The sequence below is a fragment of the Actinoplanes sp. NPDC051513 genome, assembly GCF_044454685.1.
Lineage (GTDB): Bacteria > Actinomycetota > Actinomycetes > Mycobacteriales > Micromonosporaceae > Actinoplanes.
The window spans coordinates 24,105-37,256 of record NZ_JBITDW010000041.1; the positions used below are offsets into that span (position 1 = coordinate 24,105).

Sequence of the window (13,152 nt, forward strand, 5' to 3'; positions counted from 1 at the left end):
GCCGGCGCGCCGTCCGATCCCACCGGGCCGGGCGACGCGGACTTGCTCGAGCAGCGGAATCAGCTGCCGGGTGTCGGCGGCCTGGCCCGGCGTGATGAGCGTGGGTAACGATCGGCCGCGGCAATCGGCCAGGGTGTGGATTTGGTGGTCAGCCCGCGCCTCGCGAACGGCCGATGCTTTCACGTGCCTGTGTCTCGGCAACGGTCAGCCCCTGGCCCGGATCTCCATGAGTTTCATGCTCGGGGTGTCGTCGACGAAGATCGGCGCCTCGCTGATCTCGCCGATGCGGCGGGCGAGCTTGCTCCAGTCGTCGTCGGTGAGCTGGCCGGAGCGCAGGACGTGCAGCGGCACCCGGGCCTCGGCGGAGAGCAGCCGCATGACCATCTCGATCTTGCTCATTTCGAGCGAGAAGATGGCACTCGCGCAGTTGTGGCGGATGGCGGCGTTGCGGGCGAAGTCCATCCTCGCGGTCGACTTGCCGAGACCGGGACGGCCGGCCACGATGATCAGCTGGCCGGGGTGCAGGCCGTTGAGCAGGCGGTCGAGGTCGCCGAAGCCGCTCGGCACGCCGCTCATCACGCCGCCCGAGGCGCCGACCGCCTCGATCTCGTCGAGCGTGGGCTGCAGCATGTCGCCCAGGGCGGCGACGTCTTCGCTCACCCGCTTGTGGCCCGACGAGGCGCTGTGCGCGATCGCGGCCGGACCGACGGGGGTGCTAATCGCTGGACTGAGCGGCCCAACGAGCATGGACAACCTTGAGGCACCCCCGCCACCGGCTACCGGACGTGGCTCGCTAGCGATGGACAGAATTTCGCCTTGCCGGTGAAAGCTCCGGCCGGCGACAAGACAGGCCTCGCTCCCCCGATTTGGCCGCCTCGGACCGCGGATTTCTGCTCGTTGGCGGAGGCTCCCATAAGGGGCTGGACCACGTTATGTTTGAGTCGTCAGATGGAGTCGAGTGGAGCGACCATTCCGCCGATCTGCCGGATGCACAGATTCTAGACGCGGCAACGATGGGAGCGAAAGGCGCCGTGCTTCTCGGGTGGACCCCCGACAACAGACGCATTGCGTGGACGCGAAGGCCTGCTGAAAAGATTTGGAATAGCGCCAAATCGTTCGATCCCGGACGCCTTCCGGATGCCGGCGTTGTTCCTGTGAGCGAGCTCAATGTCGACGCGGTGGTTGCGTTAAACAGCGGCTTCCTGGCCTTAGGTTCGTCGGGTGGACCAGGCCAACCGGGCGCCGTTGGTCTGCTGTGGGCCTCTGCGGAAGGACTGACGTGGACACGGATGCCCGTAAAGCCAAACGGATTTGACCAGGCTGAGGCATTCGTCTCGGCAGCACAGCATGGCGACCAGGTATTGCTGGTGGGAATCGGTCTAACGAACATCGGCGTCAAGCTGTGGCTTGGTCGGCACGAATAGCGTTCATCTGGCGAAGTACGGACCCCGACAGTAGTACGCTGCTCTCGGCAATGTCTACGCAAGAGGGTCCCGCATTCAGCTGTCTTGATAAGCGATTCGGCGGAGGCGCTGAAGACGCACTCTTCTCGGCAAATCCGGACGTCACCGGGAGCGTCAACATCACCTTGTGTGGCCGATGAGTTGTGGGCGCCGGCGCCCACTCGCCTGCCAGCTCACCGCGGAGCATACGAACGTCGGTGCCGGCTTGTGGGCGACACCGGCAGGTTGGATCGCCACCGTCCGGCACCCGGACGGTGGCGGGTTCGCATCGCTACGGGCCACCGCAACCGACGCCACCGGGACCACGATGACCGGGACGATCCTGCGCGCCTACCGGCTGGCCGCCGGATAGCGGCGATTCGGCGTCACGCTCGCCGAGAGTTTGGACCGCGATGCCGACACTCGTAGTCAACCTGGATCGGATCCGGCTGAACGCACCGCCGGCTGAAGTCGCTCAAGCGCGTGCGAGTAGCTCTCCGGCCTCGGCGCGGGCCCGGTCGATCGTGGACTGCGGGCAGCCACACAACCGCAGGCAGGAGGCGGCGATCGCCTGCGCGTCGGCGCTGTCGGGCTCCCGGGCGCGACGGATCTGGATCACCACCTCGGTGACCTGGATGAGCAGCTCGCCGAGGCGCTGCGCACCGCCGCCGGCCAGCACCGAAGGGCTGGCCGCCCGGGCGCCCAACCGGCCGTACGCGTCCTGCAGTTCCTGGCGTTCGGCGCGGAACGAGTCGTATCGCTCGTGCTGCACCTCGGGGAGCAGGTACAGCGTGCCGATGTTGTGTGGCGTGCGGCTGAGGGTCTGCACGTCGATCAGCGCGAGCAGGTACAGCGCGGCGGCGGCGCTGGCGGTGCCCGGGACGAGCCCCTCGATCCGCCGGACGGCGTCCAGGCTGGGCCGGACCGAGGTGGTCAGCAGCTCGATGAGCAGTTCGTCCTTGCCGGCGAAGTGGTAGTAGAGCGACGCCTGCCGGATGCCGACCCGCTCGGCGATCAGGCGGGTGGTGGTCGCGGCGAAGCCGCGCTCGGCGAACAGTGCGGCGGCCGCGTCCAGGATCTGCTCGCGCGGAGTGGCGTCGGCCGGCCCCCAGGCGGGCGCATGGCGTGGCCGTCCCGGTCGAGGCCGCTGCGTCATGTCGTCAGCTTTTCATGGCGTTCCCCGCGGGCTCGGCGAGGTAGGCGCGCCACCCGCCGAGGTGGCTGATGTCGGGCGCGTTCTCCAGCGCCGCCGGTTCGACCAGGAAGCCGCTGACCGAGGTGGCGTCGATCAGCGTCACCCGGCCGATGGCCATCGGCGCCGGGATGGAGCCGACGAAGACCCCGAAGCCATCCGCCGGGAGTCGCCACAGTTCGCCCATGATGCTGCGTCCGCCGTCACCGACCCGGACCAACCCCGGCTTGGGCGGATCGGTGTCGAGCACGTGCAGGGCGTAGCTCGGCGCGGTGGCCGTGGCCGCGACGAGCGTGCCGCCGGCCGCCGCCAGCTGGACGTTCAGCGGCTGGCCGGTGAGGTGGGCGCCGACCACGAACAGGTCGATGCCCGGGTTGGCGAACCGGCGGGCCAGGTCGGCCAGCGCGCGGTCGGTGAAGGCGGTCCCGGTCAGCATCACCCCGAACGGCAGGCCGCCGACGAACCCGGCCGGCACCGCCAGTGAGGCGTAGTCCAGCAGGTTCGCGAAGTTCGTGAAGCGGCCCATCCGAGCGTTGGCCCCGACCGGGTCGGCGGCCACCTCGGCCAGCGTGGGATGCCCGGTGGTGGTGGGGGTGAGCAGCGCGTCGCAGCCGCTGAGCGCCGCCCGGCCGGCGGCGCTGAGGGTGGCGAGCCGGCCGGCGTCGGTGGCCCAGTCGGCGGCGGTCTTCTCCTTGCCGCCGAGGATGATGCCGGCGACGGTCGCATCCAGGTCGGAGCCGATGAGGTCGGCGTGCTTCTCCAGGTGCGTTCCGACGGCTGCGTACCGCTCGGCCACGAACGCCCCGTCGTACAGCAGCGACGCCGCCTCCAACAGGGGCGCGACGTCGACCTCGACGATGTCGGCGCCGGCCGAGGCGAACCGGCGTACGGCCGCGGCGAACGCCTCCCGCCATCCGGGCGCGAGTCCCTGCAGGTGCGAAGGGGTGGGAACGGCGATCCGCGGTCGGGCCGGTGCGGCCGGCGCCGGTTGAAGAGAACGGGAGAGCGGATCGGCCGGGTCGACCCCCTCCATCAGCTCGGCGACCGTACGGCCGAGGGTCAGGTCGCGAGCGAAGACGGTCACGCAGTCGAGCGAGTAGCAGGCAGGCACCACACCGGTGACCGGGACCAGACCGCGGGTCGGCTTCACCCCGACGATCCCGTTCAGCGCCGCCGGAACCCGGCCGGACCCGGCCGTGTCGGTGCCCAGCGCGAAGTCGACGAGGCCGAGCGCGACCGCCACCGCCGACCCCGACGACGAGCCGCCGGAGATGCGCGCCGGATCCCAGGCGTTGCGGACGGCGCCGTACGGGCTCCGGGTGCCGACCAGGCCGGTGGCGAACTGATCGAGGTTCGTCTTGCCGATCACCACCGCGCCCGCCGCCCGCAGCCGGGCCACCGCGGTGGCGTCGGCGCCGGGCCGGTAGGCGTACGACGGGGCGCCGGCCGTGGTGGGCAGGCCGTACACGTCGATGTTGTCCTTGACCGCGAAAACCAGGCCGGCCAGCGGCAACGACGGATCCACCGCGGACGCCTCGGCGAGGGTCGCGGCCCGATCGCGCAGCGAGATCCAGATCTCCGGCCGGTCGGCCGCCTCGATCCGGTCGAAGGCGGCGTTGACTCGGGCCGCCAGGTCTGCGGTCACGGCCGCACCGCCGCGAGGATCTGGCCGGGAGCGACCTGCTCTCCGGCCTTCACGTACAACTCGACCAGGGTGCCTGGCACCGGTGTGGTCACCTTCGCCTCCATCTTCATCGCCTCCAGGGACAGCACGGGGTCATCGGCGGCCAGCAGGTCGCCGGGCGCGGCGGACAGCTGCCAGACCGTGGCCGTGAACGGCGCGGTCACCGCCGTGGCCCCGGCCGGCAGCGCCACTTCCGCGGCCGACGCCGGCGGCTCGGTGTCCCGCCGGTCGAACTCGCCGGCGGCCCGCCACCGTTCCTTCTCCGCCTCGAACGCGGCCGACTGCCGGCCGCGGAATGAAGCGATCGACTCCGCGTTCGCGGCCAGGAACGCGTTGTACTCCGCCAGCGAGAACGACCCCTCGGCGGTGTCGAGGGCGAGCCGGCCGGCGTCGCTCTCGGCGCGGAGTTCGAGCAGCTCCCCAGCGGTCACCGGGTACCACTCGATCCGATCGAAGAACCGCAGCGCCCAGGGCTGGTCCCGGTAGCGGAAGCGATTCCAGATCTGCATCGTACGGCCGACGAACTGGTAGCCGCCGGGACCCTCCATGCCGTAGATGCACAGGTACGCCCCGCCGATGCCCACCGAGTTCTCCGCCGTCCACGTACGGGCCGGGTTGTACTTCGTGGTGACCAGCCGGTGCCGCGGGTCCAGTGGGGTGGCGACCGGCGCGCCCAGGTAGACGTCGCCGAGCCCGAGCACGAGATAGCTGGCGTCGAACACCGTGCGGTAGACGTCGTCGGGTGTGTCCAGGCCGTTGATCCGGCGGATGAACTCGATGTTCCACGGGCACCAGGGCGCGTCGTCGCGTACCCCGGCCATGTATCGCTCGATGGCCAGCCGGGTGGCCGGATCGTCCCAGCTCAGCGGCAGTCGGACGGTGCGCGAAGGGACGACCAGCTGGTGTGTGGGCGGCACCTCGGCCTCCAGCTCGCGCAGCAGGGCGGCGACGTCGCGGGCCTTCAGCACGCTCGCGTCGGTGTGGACCTGCAGCGACCTGATGCCCGGCGTGACGTCGAGGATCCCCCCGGGCTGGTGCCGGGCGAGGGTCTCCTGCAGCGCGTGCACCCGCATGCGCAGCGCCAGGTCGAGCTCCATCGGTCCGTACTCGACCAGCACGTTGTCGTCGCCGTCGCGCCGGTAGCTGACCGCCGGGCCGTCCGCGCTCGCCTCGACCCGGCCGAGGACGCCGTCGTCGCCGTCGCCGCCCCGGGTGGCGACCGTGGGGGCGCTGCGCCAGCTGATGAGACCGGCCGCGTCGGCCTCCCGGACCGGAACGAACCGTACGGTGTCGCCGGGCCGGAGCTGGCCGAGCTTCCACAGCTCGCCGCTGGCCACCACGGCCGGGCAGACGAAGCCGCCCAGGGACGGTCCGTCGGGCCCGAGGATGATCGGGGTGTCGCCGGTGAAATCCAGAGCCCCGACCGCGTACGGGGTGTCGTGAATGTTCGACGGGTGCAGGCCCGCCTCGCCGCCGTCGGGCCGGGCCCAGGCCGGCTTCGGGCCGATCAGCCGGATGCCGGTACGCGCGGAATTGTGGTGCACCTGGTAGTCGGTGGCGTACAGGACCTCGATGTCCGCCCGGGTGAAGAACTCCGGCGCGGCGTGCGGTCCCTCGGTGACCCCGACCTGCCAGCTGTTCGTCAGGTGAGGTCGTCGATCGAGGGGAGTCGGCGCGGGCAATTCCTCACCATCCTCGACGTGGCCGGGGCGCAGCACGTCGCCGGCGAGCAGCGCCCGGCCGCCGTGGCCGCCGAACCCGCCGAGCGTGAAGGTGGCCGCGCTGCCCAGATAGGACGGCACGTCCAGGCCGCCGCGCACCGCGACGTACGTGCGCAGCCCGGGACCGGTCGACGAGCCGAGGGTGAGCACTCCCCCGGCGGGCACCTCGATCGCGGTCCACAGATCCACCGGCTCGTCGTCCAAGGTGAGCGGCACCGGGGCCCCCGTCACCGCGACGACCGACGGCGTGGAGAACCGGACCGACAGGCCGCCCGCGGTGACCTCCAGCGCGGGTTTCCCGGCCGGGTTGCCCACCGCCAGGTTCGCCTCGGCGAACGAGACGGCATCGAACGGCCCACTCGGCGGCACCCCGATGTGCCAGTACCCCAGCCGCCCGGGCAGTTCCTGGACGGTGGTCATCGGCCCCGGCGCGGCCACGTCGATCCGCGGCCGAGGGTCGGCCGTGGACCGCAGCGTCGTGGTCGAGTGGACGGCGGCGCGCAGGTCGGCGTCGTCGGTGAGCGAGCGCAGCAGCCCCAGGTTGGTGACGATGCCGTCGATCCGGGTCGCGTCGAGAGCCTCGCCGAGCAGGTCGAGGGCTTCGTCGCGGGTTTGGCCGGTGGCGATGACCTTGGCCAGCATCGGATCGTAGTACGGCGAGACCTCCAGGCCGGTCTCGACATATCCGTCCACCCGTACGCCGGGAATTGAGGTCGGGAACGCCGCCCGGGTGACCAGGCCGGAGGACGGCAGCGAATCCTTCGCCGGGTCCTCGGCGTAGACCCGCGCCTCCACCGCGAACCCGGACGGCCGCCAGTCCCGCTCGAACAGCGCGGGATCCACCGACCCGGCGCCGGCCAGCTCCAGCTGCAGCGCCACCAGGTCGACCCCGAAGACCTCCTCGGTGACCGGGTGCTCGACCTGCAGCCGGGTGTTGACCTCCAGGAAGGCGGCCTCCGCCCGGACCGGGTCGTACACGAACTCGACCGTGCCGGCGCCCCGGTAGTCCACCGTGGCCAGTAGCGTTCGGGCGCCGGCGTGCAGCCGCTCCCGGACGGGCCCGGGCAGGCCCGGCGCGGGCGCCTCCTCGAGCACCTTCTGGTTGCGGCGCTGCAGCGAGCAGTCCCGGTCGCCGAGGACCGCGATCCGCCCGGCGCCGTCGCCGAAGACCTGCACCTCGACGTGGCGGGCGGGCCGGACCAGCCGTTCGAGGAAGACCCCGGCGGAGTCGAAGTTCGCCCGGGCCAGCGCCTCAACCCGCGCGAAGGCCGCGCGCACCTCGTCCGGCGAGGCGCAGGCCTGCATGCCGATCCCGCCCCCGCCGCCGGTCGCCTTCAGCATCACCGGCAGGCCGATCGCCTCCGCCGCGGCCACCGCCTCGTCGGCCGAGCCCAGCAGCCCGGTGCCGGCCAGCAGCGGAACGCCGGCCTGCTCGGCCAGCGCCCGGGCGGTGTGCTTGGCGCCGAACGCGACGATCTGCTCGGGCGTCGGGCCGGCGAACCAGAGCCCGGCCGCCTCCACCTCGCGGGCGAACTCGGCGCTCTCGGAGAGAAATCCGTAGCCGGGGTGGATGATCTCGGCTCCGCTGCTCAGCGCGGCGGCGAGTATCAGATCGCCACGCAGGTACGACTCCCGGGCCGGCGCCGGGCCGAGCCGGACCGCGGCGTCGGCCTCACGCACGTGCGGCGCAGCCCGGTCGGCGTCGGAGAACACCGCGACCGTACGCAGGTTTAGCTTGCGGGCCGTGCGGATGATCCGGCGGGCGATCTCGCCACGGTTCGCGATCAGCACCGTGCTCACGGCTGCACCACGATCATGCGCAGCGGCGTGGGGTTGAAGTCGTTGCACGGGTTGTTCATCTGCGGGCAGTTGGAGACGACCACCAGCACGTCGATCTCGGCCCGCACCGCCACCCGCTTGCCCGGCCCCGACATCCCGTCCACGATCCCCAGCGCACCGTCGGGCTCGACCGGGACGTTCATGAACCAATTCAAATTCGAGACCAGATCCCGTACGCCGAGGCCGTGCTTGGCCCCCTCGCTGAGGAAGTTCTCCCGGCAGCCGTGGTGGAACATCACGTGGCGGCCGTAGCGCAGGGTGTTGGACTCCTTGCCACACGCCCCGCCGATGGTGTCCTGCCGGTCGATCTCGTTGGCGACGACCGTCATCAGCGGGCGTCCCTCGTTGCTGCGCAGGACGGTGCCGGTGCGGACGTACGCGTTGCCCTGCCAGGCCAGCGTGTCGGGCACGCTGTACCGCTCGTCCGGGTCGTGCGCGTTGTAGATCAGGCAGTCTGCCGACTGGTTGCCGCCGACGTCGACGATCGTGAGCACCTGCCCGGCCGCGACGACGCCCGACCAGGACGCGTTCGGCGCCACGCGTTCGTCTTTGGTCACGGCGCCGCCGACGAGGGGCCCACTCCACTCAAGGACGGTCATAACCCGCGTGCCTCCGCGTAGTCGACGGTGTTGAGGTAGGCGCGGTTCAACTCCGGGGTGGCGTCGAACCGCGGGTCGGCGGGGCCGGTGGCCTCGCCGCGCCACGCGTGCACCCGTAGCGGCCCGACCACGTACTCGGGCCGGGGGTCGCGCGGGTGGGCGACGTTGGCCAGCAGCACCAGCAGCGGCAGCTCCGTCACCAGCGTCACGTGAGTGCCGGGCCCGGCCGAGCCGAGCCAGCCCAGCTCGCCGTCGTCCGCGACCCGGATGCCCTGGAAGAAGCTGACGCTGGGCGGCAGGTCGCGCCGGGTGAGGCCGTGCTTGGCGGCCGCCTTGACGAACAGGCTGCGCCCGGCGGGCGAGGGCCCCTCCGGCCGGGCGTCGCCGTACTTGCGCTCGTTCCAGGCCTCGGTGGTGGTGCCGCAGAACGCATCGTGGCGCCCCGAGGAGTCCTCGACCAGGCTGGCGAGCACCCGCCCGTCGCCGGAGAGCAGCGGCGTGCCCGCCCGCAGGTAGGCCTGCCACGGGATCTTCAGCGTGTCGGCCACGTTCAGCCGCTCCACCGGCTCGAGCGCGTTGTAGACGAGCAGGTGCGCGCACGCCTGTCCGGTGGGATCGTCCAGGCGCAGCCGCGTGCCCCGGGCGAGCACCTTGTGCGTGTACCCGCCAGGCGCCACCGTCTCGGCCCAGGTGAGCCCGGCCGGGTCGACCCCGGCGGGGAGGTACGGGCTGCTCGACGCGGGCAGATAGGGCATCCACTCGCTGCTCAGCCCGGCCTGGGCACGGGCGTCGTCCCGCGCGCTGAGGACGCTGTCGGTGCGGTGTTCGGCGCGGATGTTCATGCTTCGGCAGGCACGTGAGTGTGCGGAACGTGGACCAGTTCGATCCGTCGGTGCAGCCGCTTGTAGCCGAAGTAACCGGCGCCGATGGCCACCACGGCGGTAACCAGCAGCAGGGCGCTGTACTGCAGCACCCAGTTCCCGTTCGGCGAGAGGTCGTAGATCTCCGTCCGCGGCCACATCAGGTTGACCACCATGATCACTTGGTAGATCACCGCCACGACGTTGACGGCGAGCCCGAACCGGCCGATCGAGAACAGCGGCTTGCCGTCCTCGTCCACCCCGGCCGGGAACCGGTCGGTGTTCCGGTGCCGGATCCGCACCACCAGCAGCGGGAGCGTGACACCGAGGTAGCCGATGTAGAGCATCGCGATGCAGATGCTGGAGAGCGCGGTGAAGATCGTCGTGGAGTTGATGTTCACGAGCAGCGCGATCGCCGCGCCACCGCCGACCACGATCGAGGTGAGGATGGGCGTCCCGGTGCGCGGCGAGACCTTGCCCAGCGCCTTCGCGAACGGGAGGGCGCCCTCGCGCGACATCGAGTACATCATCCGCGCCCCGGAGGTCTGGCAGGCCAGGGTGCAGGCAAAGACCGCAACCGCGACGCAGCAGAGCAGCAGCCGGCCCAGCACGCTGCCGAGCCGCTCGGTGAGCACCCAGGACAAGCCGAGCGAGGAGAGGTTGCCGTCGGTGAGGCTTGGGGCGGCCATCAGTGCGGCCAGGATCAGCAGGCCGCCGCCCAGGCCCGAGGTGGTCAGCGCGCGGATGATCGTCTTCGGCGTGGTCTTGCGCGGCGCGTGGGTCTCCTCCGCCAGCTCGCCGGCCGAATCAAAACCGACCATGACGTACGCGGCCATCAGCGCGGAGGCCAGCCAAGCGAAGAAGTAGGGACCGCTGCCGTTCCAGCCAGTGTGGTGCAGCACCACCGACGGGCCCCGCTCCGAGAGCGCGAACAGCACCCCGATCAGCACGATCACGCCGACGATCTCCACCGCGACGCCGACGCTGGTGGCCGCGGCCATCTGCCGGATGCCCAGCACGTTCACCAGCGTCGTGACGGCCAGCAGGAGCACGCCGAGGATGATCGCGTTCTGCGCCCCGGTCGCGGAGAGGATCGACGGGTCGGCCGACGAGCCGCCGACCATCTGGAAGCCCGACCAGATGGCCGGGAGCACGGCCTGCATGGCGATCGCCGCCACCGCGACGGTGAGAATCTGGCCGATCACCATGATCCAGCCGGTGAAGAAGCCCCAGCTCACCCCGGCCAGCCGGCTCGACCACTGGAAGATCGCACCGGACACCGGCCAGCGGCCGGCCAACTCGGAGAAGCACAGCGCGACGCACAGCTGCCCGGCGAATACCACCGGCCAGGACCAGAAGAACGAGGCCCCGCCCAGCAGGAAGCCCAGCCCGAAAAGCTGGAACACCGTGGTCAGGATCGAAACGAAGGAGAAACCCGCGGCGAAGGACGCGAACGTCCCGACACCCCGGTGCAGTTCTTGTTTGTAGCCGATGTGACCAGGGTCGACGTCCGCGCTGCGGACGGGCGCGGACTCGGTTGCGCTCATGACTCCACCTCCGGCGGGTCTTATCTGTCGCCTGACAGGTAATGGACCTGAGGTTGGAGCCCGGGTGTTCCGGAAGCAGTTCCGCGACGTTAAGACCCGGTTCCGCCGCGTTAATTCGCGATGACCGTCGGCCAGTCCAGGCCCAGCTCCGGCAGAGACCCGCTGGGCCAGGCGCCCTCGGTGACGATCCCGACGATGGTCGTGCACTCCGACGAGAGCACCTTCCCCGAGAACGCGAAGGCCCTCTACGACGCCGTCCAGGGAGAGAACGAGCTCGTGTGGGCCGACGGGAACCACTACGACTACTACGACCTCGCCGCAGCAGATGGACAACGCCGTCGGGAACGTGTCCCGGTTCTTCCGCGCCCACCTGGCCGCCTGACCATCCGAAGCCTCGGCGCAGACGCCACTCGTCTGCGCCGAGGCGGCCCAACCTCGACGAAAGCAGCCCGATGTGAGCGCGAAGAACCCGCACCTGGAAGAGCTGGGACAGTTCCTGAAGGCACGCCGCAGCGAACTGGACCCCACCGACGTGGGCCTGCCCCCGAGCGACCCGGGAACACGCCGGGTCTCCGGCCTGCGGCGCGAAGAGGTCGCGGCGAGCGTGGCGATCAGCCACGACTACTACACCCGCATCGAGCAAGGCCGGCTCGCACCGTCCGAGCCCGTGCTCGAGGCCATCGCCCACGCCCTGCGCCTGACCCCGGATCAGCAGACCTACGTCGAGGGCCTCGCCCAGCAGGCTGACCGGCGCACTTCCCCGCCGCGCCGGTCGAGCCCGGTGCGCCCACAGATCCAGCGGCTGCTCGACCAGCTGACGGACACGCCGGCATTCGTGGTCGGTAAGTACCTCGACATCCTCGCCTGGAACCCGCTCGCCGCGGCGCTGCTGATCGACGTCGACAAGATGGCCCCGCACGAGCGCAACTACGTGCGGATGATGTTCACCGACCCGAGGATGAAGGACTTCTACCCCGACTGGGAAAGCATGGCCCGCACCGGCGTCGCCCTGCTACGGATGCAGGCCGTCGACAACCCCACCGACCCGCGGCTGGCCGCCCTCGTCGGCGAGCTGTCGGTCGCGCACCCGCAATTCCGCCGCTGGTGGGCGGCCCGCAACGTCGCCCGGCAGGAGTTCGGCTCCAAGACCATCCGCCACCCCGAGCTCGGGGACCTGGTCCTCGACTGGGACGGCTTCAGCTGGGCCGGTGACCCCACCCAGCAGCTGATCGTCTGGTCGGCCGAACCCGGCTCGCCCACGCACGAGAAGTTCCGGATCCTCGCCTCCTGGATCGCGGCTCCCGCCGCCACCCGGCCCGCTCCCGCCGAAAGGACCGATACGTGACCTGGCCCGCCGATGATCTGAAACGTATCGCCCGGTCGCTTCTGCTCCGGGTCAACCCGCAGCGCGCCGACGGAACTGCGAGCCGTGATGTCACGGTCGGGTTCGTCATCGTCGACGGCGACATCTACGTACGGTCGATGACCGCCTCCGGGCTCTGGTACCGGCGTGCACTCGCCAACGGCGCCGGCATCATTCGTGCGGGGCGCGTCATCCGCACCATGCGCGAGGTCACCTTCCATGACGGCGCCGATGCACCCCACGAGCAGGTCGACGCCGCCTACGCCAAGAAGTACCGCCTCGCCGGCCGGCGCATGATCGAGTCGATCACCAACGAAGCGATGCAGCCACTCACGGTGCGCATCGACCTGCGCCCGACCACACTCTGATCGCCCGGCGCCGTTGCATTGTCTGTTCGGCAGGCGCGACGAATTTCCTGGGCCGCCGCTGGTCAGATGGCTCGAGCGAGTCCGGCGAAGGCGGCGGCGAGTCTGGTGGCCGGCGGATTGTCGAGTGCGATGTCGTAGTGGCCGCGTCGCAGGTTCTGCACGAAGGCGTGCCCGGCGATCACCACCTGGGCCGTCCGATCGGTCTGGAGTCCGCGCATCGGTCGCAGTCGGTGCTTGAGCTGACCGTGATCGGCCTCGAGCAGCATCGGCCAGCAGCGGGGTGAACCGCTGCACCCACCGGTAGACCCTGACCTGGTCGACGTCGATCCCGCGTTCGGCGAGCAGCTCTTCGACATCGCGATAGCAGAGCCCGTAACGCAGGTACCACCGGACCGCCACCACGATCACCTCGGCCGGGAAGCGGAACCCTACGAACGCGACTGGGGAGGCAACCAGGGACGAGTCTGCGCAGCATGCTTCACCGGTCAAGCCTGCCTCGATCTTCCGACGGGGCGAACGCAACAGAGCCGCAAATCC

Annotated in this window: 10 protein-coding genes and 2 pseudogenes; 4 read left to right on the forward strand and 8 right to left on the reverse strand. The window is 70.7% G+C overall.

All coding sequences use genetic code 11. The annotated features are described in order from the left end of the window. Positions 1–210: 210 nt before the first annotated feature. Positions 211–666, reverse strand: a pseudogene (locus tag ACIA5D_RS49885) (DnaB-like helicase C-terminal domain-containing protein); the annotation flags it as partial. A 266-nt stretch (positions 667–932) separates the two neighbouring features. On the opposite strand from ACIA5D_RS49885, the gene ACIA5D_RS49890 reads away from it, so the two are divergent. Continuing rightward, the gene (locus ACIA5D_RS49890; RefSeq protein WP_396037782.1) at positions 933–1,424 is read left to right on the forward strand and encodes a hypothetical protein; all 492 of its coding nucleotides are present in this window, start codon (positions 933–935) and stop codon (positions 1,422–1,424) included. 244 nt (positions 1,425–1,668) lie between these two features. Beyond that, the gene (locus ACIA5D_RS49895) at positions 1,669–1,815 is read left to right on the forward strand and encodes a hypothetical protein (RefSeq protein WP_396037783.1); all 147 of its coding nucleotides are present in this window, start codon (positions 1,669–1,671) and stop codon (positions 1,813–1,815) included. A gap of 102 nt (positions 1,816–1,917) precedes the next feature. On the opposite strand, the gene ACIA5D_RS49900 is transcribed toward ACIA5D_RS49895, so the two are convergent. Genes ACIA5D_RS49900 through ACIA5D_RS49925 form a run of 6 tightly spaced genes read right to left on the reverse strand, consistent with a single transcriptional unit; the run spans position 1,918 to position 10,884 of the window. Continuing rightward, positions 1,918–2,598 carry a helix-turn-helix domain-containing protein gene (locus ACIA5D_RS49900; protein WP_396037784.1) on the reverse strand — a complete coding sequence of 227 codons (681 nt, stop codon included), beginning with the start codon at positions 2,596–2,598 and terminating at the stop codon, positions 1,918–1,920. Positions 2,599–2,602: 4 nt separating this feature from the next. Further along, the gene (gene atzF, locus ACIA5D_RS49905) at positions 2,603–4,279 is read right to left on the reverse strand and encodes an allophanate hydrolase (RefSeq protein ID WP_396037785.1); all 1,677 of its coding nucleotides are present in this window, start codon (positions 4,277–4,279) and stop codon (positions 2,603–2,605) included. Next, positions 4,276–7,839 carry an urea carboxylase gene (uca, locus tag ACIA5D_RS49910; RefSeq protein ID WP_396037786.1) on the reverse strand — a complete coding sequence of 1,188 codons (3,564 nt, stop codon included), beginning with the start codon at positions 7,837–7,839 and terminating at the stop codon, positions 4,276–4,278. Before uca ends, atzF begins: the two co-directional genes overlap by 4 nt. After that, positions 7,836–8,477 carry an urea amidolyase associated protein UAAP2 gene (locus ACIA5D_RS49915; RefSeq protein ID WP_396037787.1) on the reverse strand — a complete coding sequence of 214 codons (642 nt, stop codon included), beginning with the start codon at positions 8,475–8,477 and terminating at the stop codon, positions 7,836–7,838. The genes uca and ACIA5D_RS49915 overlap by 4 nt, the downstream gene beginning before the upstream one ends. Continuing rightward, entirely contained in the window at positions 8,474–9,319 is an 846-nt protein-coding gene (locus ACIA5D_RS49920) for an urea amidolyase associated protein UAAP1 (protein WP_396037788.1), read from the reverse strand. Before ACIA5D_RS49920 ends, ACIA5D_RS49915 begins: the two co-directional genes overlap by 4 nt. Next, the gene (locus ACIA5D_RS49925; protein ID WP_396037789.1) at positions 9,316–10,884 is read right to left on the reverse strand and encodes an APC family permease; all 1,569 of its coding nucleotides are present in this window, start codon (positions 10,882–10,884) and stop codon (positions 9,316–9,318) included. Before ACIA5D_RS49925 ends, ACIA5D_RS49920 begins: the two co-directional genes overlap by 4 nt. Before the next feature lie 454 nt (positions 10,885–11,338). Here ACIA5D_RS49925 and ACIA5D_RS49930 point away from each other — a divergent pair, with 454 nt between their 5' ends. Next, positions 11,339–12,229 (forward strand): helix-turn-helix domain-containing protein, encoded by an 891-nt coding sequence (locus tag ACIA5D_RS49930; protein WP_396037790.1) that lies wholly within the window; start codon positions 11,339–11,341, stop codon positions 12,227–12,229. Further along, positions 12,226–12,615: a DUF2255 family protein gene (locus ACIA5D_RS49935; RefSeq protein WP_396037791.1), complete on the forward strand. Its 390-nt coding sequence runs from the start codon at positions 12,226–12,228 to the stop codon at positions 12,613–12,615. The genes ACIA5D_RS49930 and ACIA5D_RS49935 overlap by 4 nt, the downstream gene beginning before the upstream one ends. Positions 12,616–12,677: 62 nt before the next feature. Here ACIA5D_RS49935 and ACIA5D_RS49940 read toward each other — a convergent pair. Then, a pseudogene (locus tag ACIA5D_RS49940) lies at positions 12,678–13,071 on the reverse strand (DDE-type integrase/transposase/recombinase). Positions 13,072–13,152 lie beyond the last annotated feature (81 nt).

What these genes read in the sequence shown, in the direction of transcription:
- ACIA5D_RS49890 (WP_396037782.1), top strand. Translation starts at nt 933, where the DNA reads ATGTTTGAGTCGTCAGATGGAGTCGAGTGGAGCGACCATTCCGCCGAT.
- ACIA5D_RS49925 (WP_396037789.1), bottom strand. Translation starts at nt 10,884, where the DNA reads ATGAGCGCAACCGAGTCCGCGCCCGTCCGCAGCGCGGACGTCGACCCT.
- ACIA5D_RS49915 (WP_396037787.1), bottom strand. Translation starts at nt 8,477, where the DNA reads ATGACCGTCCTTGAGTGGAGTGGGCCCCTCGTCGGCGGCGCCGTGACC.
- ACIA5D_RS49920 (WP_396037788.1), bottom strand. Translation starts at nt 9,319, where the DNA reads ATGAACATCCGCGCCGAACACCGCACCGACAGCGTCCTCAGCGCGCGG.
- ACIA5D_RS49900 (WP_396037784.1), bottom strand. Translation starts at nt 2,598, where the DNA reads ATGACGCAGCGGCCTCGACCGGGACGGCCACGCCATGCGCCCGCCTGG.